The sequence below is a fragment of the Streptomyces sp. NPDC006193 genome, from assembly GCF_040613915.1.
GTDB lineage: Bacteria > Actinomycetota > Actinomycetes > Streptomycetales > Streptomycetaceae > Streptomyces.
Map to the genome: position 1 here is coordinate 47701 of NZ_JBEXTB010000016.1, position 18934 is coordinate 66634.

Below are 18934 nucleotides of genomic sequence, written 5' to 3' on the forward strand. Positions count from 1 at the left end.
CAGCCGGCCGCCCTCACAGCGCCCCCGGCCCCGCAGCCGAGGGCATGCCCAACCCTGCCAGGGGCGCGGGGAACTGCGCGCCCAGCCACCACGACCCCGCACCCGATCACCGGCAGCCGGCCGCCCTCACAGCGCCCCCGGGCCGCAGCCGGGGGTGCGCCGAACCCCGGTCAGGGGCGCGGGGAACTGCGCGCCCAGCCACCACGGACCCGCACCCGGCCACCGCCAGCCGGCCAGGCCGGACCACCCGACCGAGGGCATGCCCAACCCTGCCAGGGGCGCGGGGAACTGCGCGCCCAGCCACCACGGAGCCGCACCCGGCCGATGGACGGCCGCCCCCCTCCACCCCCCGGGTGACCCAGCCCGCGCGCCACCCCCACCCCACACCCCCACCGCGTTTGGCTGATCGCATGATCAGCACACGTACCGCGCACCGGACCCTCGCCGCGCTGCTCACCGCCGCGACCGTCCTGCCCGCGGCCGGCGCCACCGCACCCGCGGCCCTCGCCGCCCCCCGCCCGGCCGCGCCGAACCCCCCTGCCCCTCGCCCGGCCGCGCCGAAACCCGCGCCGAAACCCCCCGCGCCGAAACCCCCCGCGTCGAAACCCGCGCCGAAACCCCCCGCGTCGAAACCCCCCGCGCCCGTACCCCTCTCCGACCTCGTCCCCGGCGTTCCCCCCGGTCCCACGCAGCCCTGGCAGATCGACACGCCGGACCAGGCGCTGCCGCCGAGGGTGTACACGCCGAGCGCGGAGGAGGACGCCGTCGAGCCCAGGGACGCGCCGCCGGGGACGTACGACCCCATCGAGTACGTGCCGTTGGGCGACGCCGTCGCCAAGGTGGCGTGCAGCAAGCAGACCGGGCCCTACCAGCGGCAGATCGAGCGGTGGCTGAAGCTGAAGGCCGACGGGAGGCAGTCGGCCTCCGACTGCAGGGCCATCCGCGCGTTCCAGGTCACGCACGGCATCAAGCCGTCCATCGGGTTCGCCGGCCCCGTCACCTGGTCCACCATGATGCTGCTCTCGGCCCGGAAGAACCCGAACGCCGCCGGGAAGTGCCCGGTGCGGTCGTACCGGGTCGCCTGCGTCGATCTGAGCCGGCAGCTCACCTGGGTGCAGAAGGGCGGCAAGGTGCTGTTCGGGCCGGCGCCCATGCGCAGCGGGGGCAAGGGCCACGTCACGCGGAGGGGCTGGCACTCCGTGTACTGGAAGCACAAGAACCACTGGTCGACGCTGTACAACCAGCCCATGCCGTACGCCCAGTTCTTCGACGGCGGCCAGGCCTTCCACGCCGTGTACGGCAGCATCCACACCACCGTCGGCTCCATGGGCTGCGTCAACCTGAAGCTCGCCGACGCCCGCACGCTGTGGGGCGTCCTGAAGAAGGGCGACAAGGTGTACGTGTGGGGGCGGCGGCCGGGTACCTGACGGAGCGCGGGGGCGGCCCCGGGGGGCCGCCGGCGGCCTCTGAGAGACTGAGGGCGCCATGAGTGAGACTGCAGCTGTGCCGAGCGCCCCCCTGCGCGCCCGCGCCGAGATCGATCTGGGCGCCCTGCGCGCCAACGTGCGGGCCCTGCGCGCCCGGGCGCGGGGCGCCGCCGTGATGGCGGTCGTCAAGTCCGACGCGTACGGCCACGGGGCGGTGCCGTGCGCCCGCGCCGCCCTCGCGGCGGGCGCCTCCTGGCTGGGCACGGCCACCCCCGAGGAGGCCCTCGCGCTGCGCGCGGCGGGGCTGCCGGGCCGCATCCTGTGCTGGCTGTGGGTGCCGGGCGGGCCCTGGCGGCAGGCGATCGAGGCCGACATCGACGTGTCGGTGAGCGGCATGTGGGCGCTGCGGGAGGTCACCGCCGCCGCCCGGGAGGCCGGGCGGACGGCGCGCGTGCAGCTGAAGGCCGACACCGGGCTCGGCCGGGGCGGCTGCCAGCCCGGCGAGGACTGGGCCGGCCTGGTCGCGGCGGCCCTGCGCGCCGAGGCCGAGGGGCTGATCCGGGTCACCGGGCTGTGGTCGCACCTGGCGTGCGCCGACGAGCCCGGGCACCCGTCCGTCGCCGCCCAGCTCGCCCGGTTCCGGGAGATGACGGCGTTCGCCGAGCGGCAGGGCGTACGGCCGGAGGTGCGGCACCTCGCCAACTCGCCGGCCACCCTCACCCTGCCCGAGACCCACTTCGACCTGGTCCGCACGGGCATCGCCGTGTACGGCGTCTCGCCCAGCCCGGAGCTGGGCGCCCCGGCCGACTTCGGGCTGCGCCCGGTGATGACGCTCAGCGCCTCGCTGGCCCTGGTCAAGCGCGTCCCCGGCGGACACGGCGTCAGCTACGGCCACCACTACGTCACGCCCGGCGAGACCACCCTCGGCCTGGTGCCGGTCGGCTACGCGGACGGCATCCCGCGGCACGCCTCGGGCAGCGGCCCGGTGCTGGTCGACGGCAAGTGGCGGACGGTCGCCGGGCGCGTCGCCATGGACCAGTTCGTGGTGGACCTGGCCGGCGACGAGCCCCCGGTGGGCGCGGAGGCCGTGCTGTTCGGCCCCGGCGACCGGGGCGAGCCGACCGCCGAGGACTGGGCGCAGGCCTGCGGCACCATCGCCTACGAGATCGTCACGCGCATCGGGACGCGCGTTCCTCGCGTCTATGTGAACGGGGAAGAAGCCGGGTAACCCGTCCGGGGACGGCAACGGGACACCGGGAGCATCCCGCCACGGCCACACCGGTCACGCCGGCCACACCCTGCACCGAACGTCCGTCCACGCGGGCGAACTGCAGTACGACGAGGAGGAGCGGTACGTGAGCGACAGCAGTGCGGAGGCCGTGGCGGACGCCGTCGTCTCGGCGGCCGCCGCCTCCGCCGCGGGGGCGGCCGGGAGCTGGCGCCGGGCCACCGGCCTCGCCGGCGCCGCGCTGGGCGTCCTCGCCGCGGGCGCGGCGGCCGGCGTCGCCATCGAGCGGATGACGGTGGGACGCGAGATGCGCCGCCGGGCCCGGCTGGCACTGGACTCGGCGGGCCCGTACGGCACGCTGCGCGGCACGCCCGGCAAGGCGTACGCCGACGACGGCACCGAGCTGTACTTCGAGGTCGACGAGACCGAGGCCGACCCGCACCAGACCCTGTCCCCGCGCCGGCGCCGGCTCTTCGGCCGCAAGGCGCCCGCCCCGGTGACCGTCGTCTTCTGCCACGGCTACTGCCTCAGCCAGGACTCCTGGCACTTCCAGCGCGCGGCCCTGCGCGGGGTCGTGCGGACCGTGCACTGGGACCAGCGCAGCCACGGGCGGTCCGGGCGGGGCGTGGCCCAGACCCGGGACCGGACGCCCGTCACCATCGACCAGCTCGGCCGCGACCTGAAGGCCGTGCTCGACGCCGCCGTGCCCGACGGGCCGGTCGTGCTGGTCGGCCACTCGATGGGCGGCATGACCGTGATGGCGCTCGCCGCCCAGTACCCCGAGCTGATCCGGGACCGGGTCGTCGCCACCGCCTTCGTGGGGACCTCGCCGGGGCGGCTCGGCGAGGTCAACTTCGGGCTTCCGCTGGCCGGCGTGAACGCGGTGCGCCGGATCCTCCCGGGCGTGCTGAAGGCCCTCGGACAGCAGGCGGAACTGGTGGAGAAGGGACGCCGGGCCACCGCCGACCTGTTCGCCGGGATCATCAAGCGGTACTCGTTCGCGGGGCGGGACGTCGACCCGGCGGTGGAGCGGTTCGCCGAGCGGATGATCGAGTCGACGCCGATCGACGTGGTCGCCGAGTTCTACCCGGCCTTCGCCGACCACGACAAGACCGAGGCGCTCGCCTGCTTCCGGGACATGCCGGTGCTGGTGCTGGCCGGGGTGCGGGACCTGGTCACCCCCAGCGAGCACAGCGAGGCCATAGCCGACCTGCTCCCGGACGCCGAGCTGGTGCTCGTGCCGGACGCCGGGCACCTGGTGATGCTGGAACACGCGGAGGTGGTGACCGACCGCCTCGCCGACCTGCTCACCCGCGCGGGCGCGGTGCCCGCAGGGGCTACCGTAAGTGGCTATGGAACGACCAGCAGCACCGCCCCGCCCCACTGAGACCCGGCTGACCGTCACCTCCCCGGAGCAGATGCGGGAGCTGGGACGCAGGCTCGCCGAGCTGCTGCGCGCCGGCGACCTGGTGATGCTCACCGGGGAGCTCGGCGCGGGCAAGACCACGCTGACGCGCGGGCTCGGCGAGGGCCTCGGCGTGCGCGGCGCGGTCACCTCGCCGACCTTCGTGATCGCCCGGGTGCACCCGTCCCTCGGCGACGGCCCGCCCCTGGTGCACGTCGACGCCTACCGGCTCTCCGGCGGCCTGGACGAGATGGAGGACCTGGACCTCGACGTCTCGCTGCCCGACTCGGTGATCGTCGTGGAGTGGGGCGAGGGCAAGGTCGAGGAGCTGACCGAGGACCGGCTCCACGTCGTCATCCACCGTGCGGTCGGCGACACCACCGACGAGGTCCGGCACGTTACGGTGACCGGGCTGGGGGAGCGGTGGGCCGACGCCGGCCTGGAGACGCTCGCCGGCTGAGCCGCAGCGCTTCCCGACAGGCCGTCGGCACACTGTTGCGCGCGGTGTTCCGGGCGTGGTGACATGGTGTCCCGCCCGGAGTCAGGCCTGCTCGCCTCGCCGCCCCCGCACCGCAGGAGGCGCCCATGACCGCAGCCCGGCCCGCAGCCCGGTCCGCCGGCCGGCCCAGGCCCGCCGTGCCCGCTGCCGTGTCCCTGCGCGACCTGCTGGCGTCGTGCGCGGCGGCGGCCGTGATCTCCAGGCCACCGTGGGAAGCGGCCCCGAAGCCCCCCGCCCCGGCCCCGCCCGGGCAGCCTGACCACGCTGGCACGGGCAGAGCGCGGCTCGGGCGGGATGTCTGCCGAGACGCGTGAAGGTGACGAAGGACGTCCGCGCCTCCCGGTCCGGCGTGCGGACCCGACCCTTCACGGTGGTCCGGGCAGAGCGCTCGGAAGGCGCATGACCCGGCACGCCGCCGGTACGCGGCGGACGTCCGCGCGGCCCCTGGTCCCCGAGCGGACCGGGCCCTTCAGTCCGGCTGAAGCGGCTGCGCCGTTCCCGGCCCTCGGGCCAGGGCGGCGCCCCCTCGCAGTGATCCGGACGCAGCGCCTCGGCGAGGCGTGATCATCGGCACGGTGGTGCCGGCCGAGCGCCGATGTCGTCGCGGCGGTTCGGGCGCAGCGCCCGGTGCTTTGGGATTTCCGGCGCGGGTTTGGTGGCGGGGCGTCTGCGTGGCTTCGGGTTCTGGCTCGGGGCGGCGATCACCGGCACGGTGGTGTCGGTCGAGCGCCGGTGCCGTCGCGGTGGTTCGGGCGCAGCGCCCGGTGTCTTGGGGTCATCGGCGCGGGTGTGGCGGCGGGCGTCTGCGTGGGTTCTGGGCTTCCCACTCGGGGCGGGAGTGCCCCGCGGGGCGGCGATCACCGGCACGGTGGTGCCGGCCGAGCGCCGGTGCCGTCGCGGTGGTTCGGGCGCCGCGCCCGGCGTCTTCGGGTCATCGGCGCGGGTAAGGCGGCCGGGGGTCTGCGTGGGTTCTCGGCCTCCGGCTCGGGGGCGGGAGTGCCCCGCGGGGCGGCGATCACCGGCACGGTGGTGTCAGCGAGCGCCGATGCCGGCGCGGTGGTTCGGGCGCAGCGCCCGGTGCTTTGGGATCCCCGGCGCGGGTTTGGTGGCGGGGCGTCTGCGTGGCTTCGGGTTCTGGCTCGGGGCGGCGATCACCGGCACGGTGGTGCCGGCCGAGCGTCGGTGCCGTCGCGGTGGTTCGGGCGCGGCGCCCGGTGTCTTGGGGTCATCGGCGCGGGTGTGGCGGGCGGGCGTCTGCGTGGGTTCTCGGCCTCCGGCTCGGGGCGGCGATCACCGCACCGGGTGTGCGTGGCGGGCGCCGCGGTTCTCGTCGAACGGCCCGGGAGCCACGGTCACCCGCCGGGGCGCCCGGGCGCGCTCCTCACCGCTCCGCTAGCGGATCACGATGACGCGCACGCCGATCGTCGCGAAGTTCCACATCGCGTCCCCGTCCTCACGGGTCTCCCGGATGCCGCCGGTCCTGACGTTCGGGTCGGCCGTCGTGGCCGTGGCGTCGCCCACCGCCGCGCTGAACCCGATCGCCACCCCGTCCACGCTGGTGAAGCGCACCACGTGCTCGATGGGGAGGCCGTCGGTCCCGGTGACCGCGTTGGAGCGGGAGGTGACCCAGTAGGTGCCCGGCGGAGGGTCGACGCTGCCCGGGCGCACCGGGAAGGTGCGCAGCACCTGGTTGCGCCCGCCGACCAGCCAGACCCGGTCGTCGTCCACCGAGTACACGACGCGTTCACCCGTACCGGAGCCGGCCGGCAGGGCGGTGGGGTCGTGCCGGTCCCGCGGCGCCTTCGGCAGGGCCCCGGCGCTGGCCGCGGGCCTGCCGCCCAGGCTGGCCGGGACGGTCGCCTGGGCCCGGTAGGCGAGGAAGCCCACCGTTGCGACGGCCGCGGCGGTGAGGCCGGCCACGATTGCCGAGCTGGTCCCTGCCACCTGCGCCCACCTCTGTTTCGCACCATATGTCGCATTCTCACCGACCGTAGCAGTCGGTGACCGTCCGCACCGGACGGCCGTGCGCGAGCCGCGAGCGCCGTAGGCTGTTCGCGTGCTCTTGCTCGCTCTGGATACCGCAACACCCGCCGTCACCGTCGCCCTGCACGACGGCACGGACGTCGTCGCCTCGTCGAGCCAGGTGGACGCGCGCCGGCACGGAGAGCTGCTGCTGCCGGCCGTCGACCGCGTCCTGGCCGAGGCCGGGCTGAAGCTGGAGGCGGTCACCGGGATCGTCGTCGGCATCGGCCCCGGCCCCTACACCGGCCTGCGCGTCGGCCTGACGACGGCCGACGCCTTCGGCCTCGCGCTGGGCGTCCCGGTGCACGGCGTGTGCACACTGGACGGCCTCGCCCACGCCGCCGACGTCGACGAGGGCCCCTTCGTCGTGGCGACCGACGCCCGGCGCAAGGAGGTCTACTGGGCCACGTACGCCGACTCCCGCACCCGCCTCACCGACCCGGCCGTCGACCGCCCCGCCGACATCGCCGAGCGGGTCGCGGGGCTCCCGGCGGTCGGCGCGGGCGCGCTGCTCTACCCGGACACGTTCCCGGTCGCCCGCGGGCCCGAGCACGTGTCCGCCGCCGCCCTCGCCTCGCTCGCCGTCGAGAAACTCGCCGCGGGCGAGGAACTCCCGGCGCCCCGGCCGCTGTACCTGCGCCGGCCGGACGCCCAGGTCCCCAAGAACTACAAGGTGGTCACCCCGAAGTGACACAGCCGGCACCCCCCCGACTGCGCGAGATGCGCTGGTGGGACATCGACCCGGTCCTGGAGCTGGAGAAGGACCTGTTCCCCGAGGACGCCTGGTCCCGGGGCATGTTCTGGTCCGAGCTGGCCCATGCCCGGGGGCCCGAGGCGACCCGGCGCTACCTCGTCGCCGAGACCGGCGGCCGGATCGTGGGCTACGCGGGCCTCGCCTCCTCCGGCGAGCTGGCCGACGTCCAGACGATCGCCGTGGCCCGCGACCACCAGGGCACCGGCCTCGGCGCCCGCCTGCTCACCGAGCTGCTGCGCGCCGCGACCGCGTTCGAGTGCCAGGAGGTGATGCTCGAGTGCCGGGTCGACAACGTCCGCGCCCAGAAGCTCTACGAGCGCTTCGGCTTCGCCCCCATCGGCTTCCGGCGCGGCTACTACCAGCCGGGGAACGTGGACGCCCTGGTGATGCGCCTGACCACAGCGCCCGACGGCGGCTTCGCCGCGGGCGCCCCATCCGGACAAGGAACCGAGATCAATGGCTGACGAACCCCTCGTCCTCGGCATCGAGACTTCCTGTGACGAGACCGGCGTCGGCATCGTCCGCGGCACCACCCTGCTGGCGGACGCCGTCGCCTCCAGCGTGGACGAGCACGCCCGCTTCGGCGGTGTCGTGCCGGAGGTGGCGTCCCGGGCGCACCTGGAGGCGATGGTCCCGACCATCGACCGCGCGCTGAAGGAGGCCGGGGTCAGCGCCAGGGACCTGGACGGCATCGCCGTCACCGCCGGTCCCGGTCTGGCCGGCGCCCTGCTCGTCGGCGTCTCGGCGGCCAAGGCGTACGCCTACGCCCTGGGCAAGCCGCTGTACGGCGTCAACCACCTCGCCTCGCACATCTGCGTCGACCAGCTGGAGCACGGCCCGCTGCCCGAGCCGACGATGGCCCTGCTGGTCTCCGGCGGCCACTCCTCGCTGCTGCTGTCCGCGGACATCACCTCCGACGTCCGGCCGATGGGCTCCACCATCGACGACGCCGCGGGCGAGGCCTTCGACAAGATCGCCCGCGTGCTGGACCTGGGCTTCCCCGGCGGTCCGGTCATCGACCGGTACGCGAAGGAGGGCGACCCGGAGGCGATCGCCTTCCCGCGCGGCCTCACCGGTCCGCGCGACCCGGCGTACGACTTCTCCTTCTCCGGCCTGAAGACCGCCGTGGCCCGCTGGGTCGAGGCCAGGCGCGCGGCCGGCGAGGAGGTCCCGGTCCGCGATGTGGCCGCCTCCTTCCAGGAGGCCGTCGTCGACGTGCTGACCCGCAAGGCCGTCCGCGCCTGCAAGGACGAGGGCGTCGACCACCTGATGATCGGCGGCGGCGTCGCCGCCAACTCCCGTCTGCGCGCGCTCGCCCAGGAGCGCTGCGACGCGGCCGGGATCCGTCTGCGCGTCCCGCGGCCCAAGCTGTGCACGGACAACGGCGCGATGGTCGCCGCGCTCGGCGCCGAGATGGTCGCCCGCGGCCGGGCCGCCTCCGACTGGGACCTGTCGGCCGACTCCTCCCTCCCGGTGACCGATCCGCACGTGCCCGGCCGGGACCACGGCCACGACCACGTGCACGAGGCCGGCGAGGAGAACCTCTACTCGTGACCGTCGCCCTGATGTGGGAGGCCCGGGCCGTCGAGGGCCGGGGCGGGGAGCTGCTGGACTGGGTGCGCGGGCAGCGGCTCGCCGCCGATCCGCTGCGCCGGGAGACGTTCCGCGCGCCCCAGGACCGGGTGCTGGTCATCACGTGGTGGGACGCGCCGTACGACGCCGAACTGCCCGAACTGCCCGAGCCGGACGACGGTCTGGTGACGCGTGCCGTGCACCGGTGGCGGTTCGAGGCGGTGGCGGACCGCTGAGGTTGCGCGGGCACCCCCGGTCTGGGCTATGATCATCACACAGCGAACGGCCGGAACACCGGCCCGGACGCAGTGCGTTGGTGGTCCAAGGAAAGACGCCCCGCTTCCTGCGGGGAGATGCAGGTGCAAGGCCTGCCCGGCGCTCCGTCGAACACCCCGCCCCCGGGACACCGGAGGCGGGGTGTTCTCGTTGAGCCGCCGGTGAGCCGCCGTTCGGCGCCGCCCCCGCTCCTCCCCGGCACGCCGCACGGCCCCCCGTGCCCTGTGCGGACCCGCCGCCCCGGACACCCGTCCCGGGCATGGTCCGGCGAATGTTTCGCCACGTGCCTCGAATGTTCCGGACATCTCTGCCGTACGAGCACCTGCGTCGAGGCGCTCCGCACGGATACGATCCGGGCCATGAGACCTCCGAAGTCCGCAGGAACGCAGACGGCGACCCTCGCCGAGATCGCCCGTGAGGCCGGGGTGTCCGCTCCGACTGTTTCGAAGGTGCTCAACGGCCGCGCCGACGTGGCCCCCGCGACCCGCACCCGCGTCGAGGAACTGCTGCGCGCCTACGGCTACCGGCGCCGGCGCGCGGAGGCGTCCCGCTCGCCCCTGATCGACCTGGTCTTCCACGAGCTGGAGAGCGCCTGGGCGATGGAGGTCATCAGAGGCGTGGAGAACGTCGCCCGGGACGCCGGGCTGAGCGTGGTCCTGTCCGAGTCGGCCGGGCGGCTCACCCCGGGCCGGACCTGGGCCGACCAGGTCGCCGCCCGCCGCCCGCACGGCGTGGTGCTGGTGCTGTCCGGGCTCGACGAGTCCCAGCGGGCGCTGCTGACCAGCCGCTCCATCCCGTTCGTGGTGATGGACCCGGCCGGCGACCCGGGCCCGGACGTGCCCTCGATCGGCGCGACCAACTGGCAGGGCGGGCTGGCCGCCACCCGTCACCTGGTCGACCTCGGTCACACCCGGATCGGCGCGATCAGCGGCCCGTCCCGCATGATGTGCAGCCGGGCCCGGGTCGACGGCTACCGGGCCGCGCTGGAGACGGCCGGTCTCCCCGTCGATCCCTCGCTCGTCGTGACCGGCGACTTCCACCACGACGCCGGCTACCGCCTGGGTTTGGAGCTGCTGCGCCGACCGGACCGGCCGACCGCCGTGTTCACGGGCAACGACCTGCAGGCCCTCGGCCTGTACGAGGCCGCACGCGAACTCGGGCTGCGCATCCCGGAGGATGTCAGCGTGGTCGGCTTCGACGACCTGCCGGTGGCCCGCTGGGTGGGGCCCCCGCTGACGACCGTCCGGCAGCCGCTGACCGAGATGGCCGAGGCCGCGGCCCGGCTGGTGCTGGAACTGGGGCGCGCGGCGGAGGAGCGGGCCGCGACCCGGGTGGAGCTGGCCACGAGCCTGGTGGTGCGGTCGAGCACGGCGGCGCCCGCCGGGAGCCGGGAGGACCGGCCGTCCTGACGGGCCCCCGGGAGAGGGCTGCACCCGGACGGGGACGGCCGTGCCGTGCGCCGACGCCCTGTTGCGACCACGAACGGGCCGGTGCCGGCCGGTGGTTCGGCCACCTCGGGTTCCGACGCCTCCCGGCGCGGCGGCGACCCGGCGCCGACGGCGCCGGCGGGAGGAACGCCTGCCCCGCACTCCGCGGCGGCCGCCGCTCCTCACGGGTTCTTCATGTCGCGGACCTATGGTCCTGTCGTGACGCGAGACACGGAGCAGGACGACGCGGGGAGACCGGCGGGCCGGCGGCGGGCGGCGCTGCGGGCCGCCGGCCTGATCACGGCGGGCGCCCTGCTGCTGGGCGTGGCGGCAGGCTGGGCGTACCGGCACCTGGACCGCAACATCACCGGCGTGGACATCGACAACGCGCTCGGCGACGACCGCCCCGCCCGGGCGGCGGCCGCCCCGTCCGCGCCCGGCTCCCCGCCGCCCGCCGGCCCCCTCACCCTCCTGCTCCTCGGCTCGGACTCGCGCGACAGCGCGGCCGACCGGGAACTGGGCGGCGGCCACAGCGGCGGAGCCCGGTCCGACACCGCGATGGTCGTCCACCTCGACGCGGGCCGGACGAGCGCCACCGTCGTCAGCATCCCGCGCGACACGCTCGTCACCCGCCCGTCCTGCCCCCTGCCCTCCGGCGGTTCCACCGCGGTGGCGCACGGGGTCATGTTCAACACCGCGTACGAGGCGGGCGGTCCGGTGTGCGCGGTGAAGACCGCCGAGTCGCTCACGGGCGTCCGCATGGACCACTACCTCGAGATCGACTTCTCCGGGTTCGCCGCACTGGTCGACGCGCTCGGCGGAGTCGACGTCACCACCGGCGAGGACATCGACGACGACAAGAGCCGGCTGCACCTGCGGGCCGGCGCCCACCACCTCGACGGCAGGCAGGCCCTCGCCCTGGCCCGCACCCGGCACGGCATAGGCGACGGCAGCGACCTGGGCCGCACAGGGCTGCAGCAGACGCTGGTGAAGGCGCTGCTGGAGCGGATGTCCGGGGCCGGGCTGCTCACCGACCCGGCCAGGCTGTACCGGGTCGCCGACGCCGCCACCGCCGGCCTCACCACCGACACCGGCCTGGACTCCCTGAGCGAGTTGACCGACCTCGCCCGCAGCCTGCGGGGCCTGACCGCCGACCGGGTGAAGACGGTGACCATGCCGGTGGTCACGGCGCCCTCCGACCCCAACCGGGTCGTCGCCGCGGAACCGGCGGCGAGCCGGCTGTGGGCGTCCCTGCGCTGAGCCGGACCCCGCCCGCCGACGGCCGCCCGCACCGCCGCGGGCGGGCACGGGACCGGTACGGGCGGCCGGCCCTGCCCGCAGCGGGCAGGGACGTGCCCCGCTGCCCGCCAGGGGGCACAGCTCAGGCGGGCTTCTTCACCGGCGCGCCCAGCAGCATCGTCGGCGCCCCCGCGACCCGCGTGAGGAACACGGTGGCCGCGTTCGGCCCCTGCGGCCTCACCTTCCGGCGCAGTTCCTCCGGCTCGACCGCCGACCCGCGCTTCTTCACGGTCAGCGTGCCCACCTCCCGCTCGCGCAGCAGCGCCTTGAGCCTCTTCACGTTGAAGGGCAGCCGGTCGGTGATCTCGTAGGCCGAGGCGTAGGGCGTGGGGCGCAGTTCGTCCGCGGTGACGTACGCGATGGTCGGGTCCAGCAGGCCCCCGCCGACCTCCTCGGCCACCTCCGCGACCAGGTGCGCGCGGATCACGGCGCCGTCCGGCTCGTACAGGTACCGCCCCACCGGCCGCACCTCCGGATCCGGCAGCCCGCGGCCGGCCAGCGTGCGCGGGCCCGGCAGCAGCGTGGCCCGCACCGCGCCCGGCGCCCCGGTCCCGAACCACAGCACCGCCTCCTTCACGTCGCCGCCGTCGGAGATCCACTCGGCCTCGGCCGCGTCCGGGACGGTCTCGTGCGGGATGCCCGGGGCGATCTTCAGGGCGGCGACCCGGGCGGCCGTGGCCGCGCGCACGGCCCAGGACAGGGGCGGCGAGTACGCCTCGGGGTCGAAGATCCGGCCGCGGCCGCCCCGCCGGGCGGGATCCACGAACACGGCGTCGAAGGACGAGGTGTCCACCTGCGTGACGTCGGCCTCCCGCACCTCGATCAGCCCGGCCAGCCCCAGCGCCTCCGCGTTCGCGCGGGCGGCCGCCGCGGTCGGCGCGTCCCGGTCGACGGCCAGCACCCGGATACCGGCCCGCGCGAGCGCGATCGCGTCGCCGCCGATCCCGCAGCACAGGTCGGCGACGGAGGTGACGCCCAGCTCCCGGAACCGGCGCGCCCGGTACGCCGCCACGGCGGCCCGAGTCGACTGCTCGACCCCGTTCGGCGTGAAGAACATGCGCCCGGCGTCCTCGTCGCCGAACTTGGCCGCCGCCCGCCGGCGCAGCCGCGCCTGGCCGAGCGCGGCCGACACCAGCTCGGCGGGGTGGTCGCGGCGCAGCCGGGTGGCGACGGCGAGTTCGTCCGCCGGGGCCGTGCCGCGCACCTCGTCGAGGAGGGCCCGGCCTTCGGGGGTGAGGAGCAGAGCGAGGTCGTTCACCGGGTCATTGTGGGCCAGTCGGTGGACGGTGCGCTTCCGGCCGCGGTGTCGGCCCGCCCGGCGGGCCGGGGCCTGGGAGGATCCGGCACCATGCGAGCAGTAGTACAAAATGACAAAAAGCGGGCGTCGGTCGCGTGGGCGGCCGTGAGCTCGACAGCCCTCGCGCTGGCTGCCGCCGCCCTCCTGGCCGGCTGCGCCGGCGACGCCGACCGGGCCGTGGGCCGCAGCGGCCCCACCCGTGCCCCGGGCCCGCAGGCCCGCAAGGCCGCCGAACACGCCCGGCTGGCCGCGGCCGCCCGCCGCTGGGGCCTGGCCCGGGTGCCCCTCGCCCCTCCGGCGCCGCCCGCGCGCAAGCCGAGGATCACCGCCCGGGACGGCTTCGAGGTGGACGGCCAGGAGGAGGAAGGCCTCCCGCCGGTCTTCACCACCGTCCCGACCCATCGGAAGATCGTGTTCCTCACCATCGACGACGGCGCCGAGAAGGACCCGGCGTTCCTGCGCATGATGAGCGAGCTGAAGATCCCGTACACGGCCTTCCTCAGCGACTACCTGGTCAAGGAGGACTACGGCTACTTCCGGCGGATGCAGGCGATGGGGGTGACGCTGAACAACCACACCCTGACCCACCCCTACCTTCCCGGCCTGTCCTACGCCGAGCAGAAGGACGAGATCTGCGGCATGCAGGCCGTCATGAAGGAGCAGTTCGGCAAGGCGCCCACCGTCTTCCGGCCGCCCTACGGCAACTACAACGGCGACACCCTGCGCGCCGCCAAGTCCTGCGGGATCAGATACGCGCCGATCTGGGCCGAAGAGGTCTTCGTGGACCACTGGGAGTACCGCGAGTGGGACCGCAGCCTGCACCCCGGCGACATCGTCCTCACGCACTTCCGCGGCCGGGACGACTGGAACGGCACGATGGTGGACGACATGCGCCGCTTCCTGGACAAGGTCACGCGCGAGGGCTACGCGGTCGCCCGCCTGGAGGACTACCTGTGAGGCGCGTGCGGTGCGCGGCGGCGGCGCTCGCCTCGGCCCTGCTCCTCACGGGCTGCGCCCAGTCCGTCGACCCCATCGAACGGCTGGGCAAGAAGGCCGCCGAAGGGGTGCGCCCGCACGCCGTCCCCGACCGCAGCTACCGCCACTGGGGCCTGCCCCGGCCGCTCGCCCGCACCCCGCTGCACCCCGCCCGGCGGCTGACCCGGCAGCCGGGGGCCCACCCGCCCCCGGTCGTCGACCGCGTCCCCACCCCCGACCGGGTCGTCTTCCTCACCTACGACGACGGCGCCGAACAGGACCCCCGCTTCGTCGCCATGGTCCGCGAACTGCGGCTCCCGGTCAGCGTGTTCCTGACCGACAGCGTCGCCGGCCCCGGCTACGGCCACTTCGCCCGGCTGCGCGCGCTCGGCGCCGGCATCGGGAACCACACCGTCGACCACCGGGCGCCGGCCGGACTGCCGTACGCCGGGCAGCGCGCCGAGATCTGCGGCCAGCAGGACCGGCTCCACGCCCGCCTCGGCGTCCGCCCCCGTCTGTTCCGCCCGCCCTACGGCTCGTACGACGCCACGACCCTGCGGGCGGCGGCCGACTGCGGCATCTCCGCGGTCGTCCTGTGGCGGGCCGCCCTCACCCCGGCGGGCCTCGCCTACACCCACGGCCCCCGTCGCCTCCGCCCCGGTGACATCGTCCTGGTGGGCCCGGACGAGTCGGCGGGGCCCTCCCTGTGGAAGCGCACGGCACGGGTGCTGCGGCGGGTGCAGGAGCAGGGGCTCACCGTGGGACGCCTCGAGGACTACCTGTAGCGGGCCGCCCGGCCGCGTCCGGGGCGGGGGGACGGGGGCGTCGGCAGCGCGGCCGGGGGGCGGGCGGACGGCGCGCGGACCCGCCGGCACGCCCCCGTGATCCGACGACGCGCCGCACCGCATTGGCACTCCGCTTGACCGAGTGCTAATCGCGGTCATAGTCTCGGCTCTGGCACTCCCCCCGGGAGAGTGCCAGAAAAAGCGACGGGCAGGTCCGGCACCCGCGACGACGGATCGACCTGGTCGCCACCTCAGACAGTTAACCCCGTGAGATCTCCGAAGGGGGAGGTCGGATCGTGACGACCGCCAGCTCCAAGGTTGCCATCAAGCCGCTCGAGGACCGCATCGTGGTCCAGCCGCTGGACGCCGAGCAGACCACGGCCTCTGGCCTGGTCATCCCGGACACCGCGAAGGAGAAGCCCCAGGAGGGCGCCGTCCTCGCCGTGGGCCCGGGCCGGTTCGAGAACGGCGAGCGCCTTCCGCTCGACGTCAAGGTCGGCGACGTCGTCCTCTACAGCAAGTACGGCGGCACCGAGGTGAAGTACAACGGCGAGGAGTACCTCGTCCTCTCGGCTCGCGACGTGCTCGCGATCATCGAGAAGTAATCGCCTCGAGCGACCCTTTGCCTTGAGCTGCGCCCCTGGCCCCCGCGACCCATCAGAAGCCGGGCGCCCGGGGCGCAGCGTCTTTTCACCCACAGATTTCGAAAGAGGGCTCCCGCTGTCATGGCGAAGATCCTGAAGTTCGACGAGGACGCCCGTCGCGCCCTCGAGCGCGGCGTCAACAAGCTGGCCGACACGGTGAAGGTGACGATCGGCCCCAAGGGCCGCAACGTCGTCATCGACAAGAAGTTCGGCGCCCCGACCATCACCAACGACGGTGTCACGATCGCCCGCGAGGTCGAGATCGAGGACCCGTACGAGAACCTCGGCGCGCAGCTGGTGAAGGAGGTGGCGACCAAGACCAACGACATCGCGGGCGACGGCACCACCACCGCCACCGTCCTCGCCCAGGCGCTCGTCCGCGAGGGCCTGAAGAACGTCGCCGCCGGCGCCTCCCCGGCCGCCCTGAAGAAGGGCATCGACGCCGCGGTCAAGGCCGTCTCCGACGAGCTGCTCTCCTCGGCCCGCCCGATCGACGAGAAGTCCGACATCGCCGCCGTCGCCGCGCTGTCCGCCCAGGACCAGCAGGTCGGCGAGCTGATCGCCGAGGCGATGGACAAGGTCGGCAAGGACGGTGTCATCACCGTCGAGGAGTCCAACACCTTCGGCCTGGAGCTGGACTTCACCGAGGGCATGGCCTTCGACAAGGGCTACCTGTCGCCGTACTTCGTGACGGACCAGGAGCGCATGGAGGCCGTCCTGGAGGACCCGTACATCCTCATCCACCAGGGCAAGATCTCCGCCATCGCGGACCTGCTGCCGCTGCTGGAGAAGGTCGTCAACGCCGGCTCCTCCAAGCCGCTGCTGATCATCGCCGAGGACGTCGAGGGCGAGGCCCTGTCGACCCTGGTCGTCAACAAGATCCGCGGCACCTTCAACGCCGTCGCGGTGAAGGCCCCGGGCTTCGGCGACCGCCGCAAGGCGATGCTGCAGGACATGGCCGTCCTCACCGGCGCCACCGTCATCTCCGAGGAGGTCGGCCTCAAGCTCGACCAGGTCGGCATCGACGTGCTCGGCTCCGCCCGCCGCGTCACCGTCACCAAGGACGACACCACGATCGTCGACGGCGCCGGCAAGTCCGAGGACGTGCAGGGCCGCGTCGCGCAGATCAAGGCCGAGATCGAGAACACCGACTCCGACTGGGACCGCGAGAAGCTCCAGGAGCGCCTCGCCAAGCTGGCCGGCGGCGTGTGCGTGATCAAGGTCGGCGCCGCCACCGAGGTGGAGCTGAAGGAGAAGAAGCACCGCCTGGAGGACGCCATCTCCGCGACCCGCGCCGCGGTCGAGGAGGGCATCGTCTCCGGCGGCGGCTCCGCCCTGGTGCACGCCTCCAAGGTCCTGGACGGCAACCTCGACAAGACCGGCGACGAGGCCACCGGTGTCTCCGTGGTCCGCAACGCCGTGGTCGAGCCGCTGCGCTGGATCGGTGAGAACGCCGGCCAGGAGGGCTACGTCATCGTCTCCAAGGTCAAGGACCTGGACAAGGGCCAGGGCTACAACGCCGCCACCGGCGAGTACGGCGACCTGATCAAGGCCGGCGTCATCGACCCGGTCAAGGTCACCCGCTCCGCCCTGGAGAACGCCGCCTCCATCGCCTCCCTGCTGCTCACGACCGAGACCCTGGTCGTCGAGAAGAAGGAAGAGGAAGAGCCGGCCGCCGCGGGCCACGGCCACGGCCACGCCCACTGAGCGAACCGCGCCCGGCGAAGGCCCGGCGCCCCGCACGGGGCGCCGGGCCTTCGCCGTGTCTACTGCTCCAGCAGGTCCAGCGCGCCCAGTTGCCGCATCAGCCCCAGCTGGTCGTGCTGCCACCACAGCTCCGCGAACCTGCCGTCGTCCGCGAAGCGGAACAGCGTCGTCCCGGTCATCGACACCCGCCGGCCGGTGGGCGCGATCCCCAGGAACTCACCCCGGTGCGTGGCGTTCCACGTCCACCGCGCACAGGCCCGGTCGCCCTGCGCGAACACGTCCTCGACCGTGAAGGCGAAGTCGAAGGCGCTCCGCCACATCCCGAACTCGCCGCGCACGCCGGCCCGTCCGACCGTGTCCCCGGGGTTCACCGGGTCATGGCTGCGAACCTCCGCGTGCAGCAGGTCGTCCAGCGGCGGCAGCTCGCCCGGGGCCGCGAGCGCCGCGAAGAACCGCCGCACGGTGTGCTCGGACAGCCGCTCGTCCCGTACCACCTCCAGATCGGTGAACGTCGGCAGCTCGTCGCAGAGCGCGACCAGTTCGCGGAAGATCCGGTCGGTCTCCGGGAGGTTCGAGTTCCGCATCGCCTCCTCGTACGACGGGAACTCCACGACCTCGACGATGTGGGACGCGTCCGAGCGGTCCTTGCCGACCACTGCGTGCGTCGCCGTCCGCTTCCCCCTGGTCTGCGCGACCCAGTCGTCCAGGAGCCGGTTCATCTCGTCCAGCCGGCTCGTCCTGCACTCGATGAGCTGTACGAAGGTCATGACGCCGCCTCCGGCCCCCCTGGTCCGGTACCGTCCCGCCCATTTTCCCACCGGGACGGCGGCGTCACCCGTCCGCTACCGCGGTCCGTACTTGCGCCCGGTCCGCGCGCTGATCCCGCCCAGCAGCCCCCGCGGAGTCACCTTCACCAGCCCCATCAGCGCCTTGTACCGGGGGTCGGGGATGGACAGCGACTTCCCGCGGGCGAGGTCGGCGAGGGCCGTCGCGACCAGCTTGTCGGCGTCGAGCCACATCCAGCCCGGGATGTTGTCCGTGCCCATGCCGGCCCGCTGGTGGAACTCGGTGCGCACGAAGCCCGGGCACAGCGCCATCAGCCGGACGCCGCTGCCGGCCAGGTCCCTCGCCGCGCCCTGGGTGAACTGCACGACCCACGCCTTGGACGCGCCGTACGTGCCGCGCGGCACGAACGCGGCCACCGAGGCGACGTTCACCACCCCGCCCCGGCCCCGCTCCCGCATCGCCCGGGACGCCGCCGACGTCAGCCGGAGCACCGCCTCGCAGTGCACCTTCAGCATCCTCAGCTCGTCCGCCATCGGCACGTCGAGGTAGCGGCCCTTGTTGCCGAAGCCGGCGTTGTTGACCAGCAGGTCGACCGGGTTCTTGCGGTCGCCGAGCCGGTCGGCCACCGCCTCGATGCCCTTGTCCTCGGCGAGGTCGGCGGTCAGCACCTCCACCTCGATGCCGTGCCGGTCGTGCAGTTCCGTCGCCTGCTCGCGCAGCCGTCCGGTGTCCCGCGCCACCAGGACCAGGTCGTGCCCGTCAGCCGCGAGCCGCCGCGCGAACGCGGCACCGATCCCCGCGGTCGATCCCGTAATCAGAGCCGTTGTCATG

At 74.4% G+C, this 18934-nt stretch carries 18 protein-coding genes; 14 read left to right on the forward strand and 4 right to left on the reverse strand.

Annotated features, from left to right (window positions below):
- Positions 1 to 410 precede the first annotated feature (410 nt).
- The 4 genes from ABZ261_RS17080 (at position 411) to tsaE (ending at position 4520) form a co-directional block, all read left to right on the forward strand.
- Positions 411 to 1427: a L,D-transpeptidase gene (locus tag ABZ261_RS17080; protein ID WP_356859831.1), complete on the forward strand. Its 1017-nt coding sequence runs from the start codon at positions 411 to 413 to the stop codon at positions 1425 to 1427.
- 58 nt (positions 1428 to 1485) lie between these two features.
- Positions 1486 to 2655, forward strand: coding sequence for an alanine racemase (gene alr / locus ABZ261_RS17085; protein WP_356859833.1), 1170 nt, complete (start codon positions 1486 to 1488; stop codon positions 2653 to 2655).
- A gap of 127 nt (positions 2656 to 2782) precedes the next feature.
- Positions 2783 to 4042 carry an alpha/beta hydrolase gene (locus tag ABZ261_RS17090; RefSeq protein WP_356859835.1) on the forward strand — a complete coding sequence of 420 codons (1260 nt, stop codon included), beginning with the start codon at positions 2783 to 2785 and terminating at the stop codon, positions 4040 to 4042.
- A complete protein-coding gene (tsaE, locus tag ABZ261_RS17095; RefSeq protein ID WP_356859837.1) occupies positions 4008 to 4520 on the forward strand; it encodes a tRNA (adenosine(37)-N6)-threonylcarbamoyltransferase complex ATPase subunit type 1 TsaE in 513 nt (170 codons plus the stop codon). Before ABZ261_RS17090 ends, tsaE begins: the two co-directional genes overlap by 35 nt.
- A gap of 1431 nt (positions 4521 to 5951) precedes the next feature.
- Here the strand turns inward: tsaE and ABZ261_RS17100 are convergent.
- Positions 5952 to 6503 carry a hypothetical protein gene (locus ABZ261_RS17100; protein ID WP_356859839.1) on the reverse strand — a complete coding sequence of 184 codons (552 nt, stop codon included), beginning with the start codon at positions 6501 to 6503 and terminating at the stop codon, positions 5952 to 5954.
- Between the two features lie 112 nt (positions 6504 to 6615).
- Between ABZ261_RS17100 and tsaB the strand changes: the two genes are divergently transcribed.
- The 6 genes from tsaB (at position 6616) to ABZ261_RS17130 (ending at position 11870) form a co-directional block, all read left to right on the forward strand.
- Positions 6616 to 7272: a tRNA (adenosine(37)-N6)-threonylcarbamoyltransferase complex dimerization subunit type 1 TsaB gene (gene tsaB / locus ABZ261_RS17105; protein ID WP_356859841.1), complete on the forward strand. Its 657-nt coding sequence runs from the start codon at positions 6616 to 6618 to the stop codon at positions 7270 to 7272.
- Complete coding sequence (gene rimI / locus ABZ261_RS17110; RefSeq protein ID WP_356859843.1) at positions 7269 to 7799, forward strand: ribosomal protein S18-alanine N-acetyltransferase; 531 nt, start codon at positions 7269 to 7271, stop codon at positions 7797 to 7799. The genes tsaB and rimI overlap by 4 nt, the downstream gene beginning before the upstream one ends.
- Positions 7792 to 8889, forward strand: coding sequence for a tRNA (adenosine(37)-N6)-threonylcarbamoyltransferase complex transferase subunit TsaD (tsaD, locus tag ABZ261_RS17115; RefSeq protein ID WP_356859845.1), 1098 nt, complete (start codon positions 7792 to 7794; stop codon positions 8887 to 8889). Before rimI ends, tsaD begins: the two co-directional genes overlap by 8 nt.
- Positions 8886 to 9143 carry a hypothetical protein gene (locus ABZ261_RS17120; RefSeq protein ID WP_356859847.1) on the forward strand — a complete coding sequence of 86 codons (258 nt, stop codon included), beginning with the start codon at positions 8886 to 8888 and terminating at the stop codon, positions 9141 to 9143. The genes tsaD and ABZ261_RS17120 overlap by 4 nt, the downstream gene beginning before the upstream one ends.
- 399 nt (positions 9144 to 9542) lie before the next feature.
- The gene (locus ABZ261_RS17125; RefSeq protein WP_356859849.1) at positions 9543 to 10592 is read left to right on the forward strand and encodes a LacI family DNA-binding transcriptional regulator; all 1050 of its coding nucleotides are present in this window, start codon (positions 9543 to 9545) and stop codon (positions 10590 to 10592) included.
- 213 nt (positions 10593 to 10805) lie between these two features.
- Positions 10806 to 11870, forward strand: a complete 1065-nt coding sequence (locus tag ABZ261_RS17130) for an LCP family protein (protein ID WP_356859851.1) — start codon at positions 10806 to 10808, stop codon at positions 11868 to 11870.
- Positions 11871 to 11991: 121 nt separating this feature from the next.
- Here ABZ261_RS17130 and ABZ261_RS17135 read toward each other — a convergent pair whose 3' ends face one another.
- A complete protein-coding gene (locus ABZ261_RS17135) occupies positions 11992 to 13167 on the reverse strand; it encodes a class I SAM-dependent methyltransferase (RefSeq protein WP_356859853.1) in 1176 nt (391 codons plus the stop codon).
- A gap of 90 nt (positions 13168 to 13257) precedes the next feature.
- On the opposite strand from ABZ261_RS17135, the gene ABZ261_RS17140 reads away from it, so the two are divergent.
- From ABZ261_RS17140 to groL, 4 genes are all read left to right on the forward strand, one after another.
- Positions 13258 to 14163, forward strand: coding sequence for a polysaccharide deacetylase family protein (locus tag ABZ261_RS17140; protein ID WP_356859855.1), 906 nt, complete (start codon positions 13258 to 13260; stop codon positions 14161 to 14163).
- On the forward strand, positions 14160 to 14966 hold the full coding sequence (locus ABZ261_RS17145; RefSeq protein WP_356859857.1) for a polysaccharide deacetylase family protein: 807 nt from the start codon (positions 14160 to 14162) through the stop codon (positions 14964 to 14966). Before ABZ261_RS17140 ends, ABZ261_RS17145 begins: the two co-directional genes overlap by 4 nt.
- 296 nt (positions 14967 to 15262) lie before the next feature.
- Positions 15263 to 15571, forward strand: a complete 309-nt coding sequence (groES, locus tag ABZ261_RS17150; protein WP_039652762.1) for a co-chaperone GroES — start codon at positions 15263 to 15265, stop codon at positions 15569 to 15571.
- Positions 15572 to 15691: 120 nt separating this feature from the next.
- On the forward strand, positions 15692 to 17317 hold the full coding sequence (gene groL, locus ABZ261_RS17155; protein WP_356859859.1) for a chaperonin GroEL: 1626 nt from the start codon (positions 15692 to 15694) through the stop codon (positions 17315 to 17317).
- Positions 17318 to 17376: 59 nt separating this feature from the next.
- Here groL and ABZ261_RS17160 read toward each other — a convergent pair whose 3' ends face one another.
- Positions 17377 to 18084: an ester cyclase gene (locus tag ABZ261_RS17160; protein ID WP_356859861.1), complete on the reverse strand. Its 708-nt coding sequence runs from the start codon at positions 18082 to 18084 to the stop codon at positions 17377 to 17379.
- Between the two features lie 75 nt (positions 18085 to 18159).
- Positions 18160 to 18933: an SDR family oxidoreductase gene (locus ABZ261_RS17165; protein ID WP_356859863.1), complete on the reverse strand. Its 774-nt coding sequence runs from the start codon at positions 18931 to 18933 to the stop codon at positions 18160 to 18162.
- Between the last annotated feature and the right edge of the window lies 1 nt (position 18934).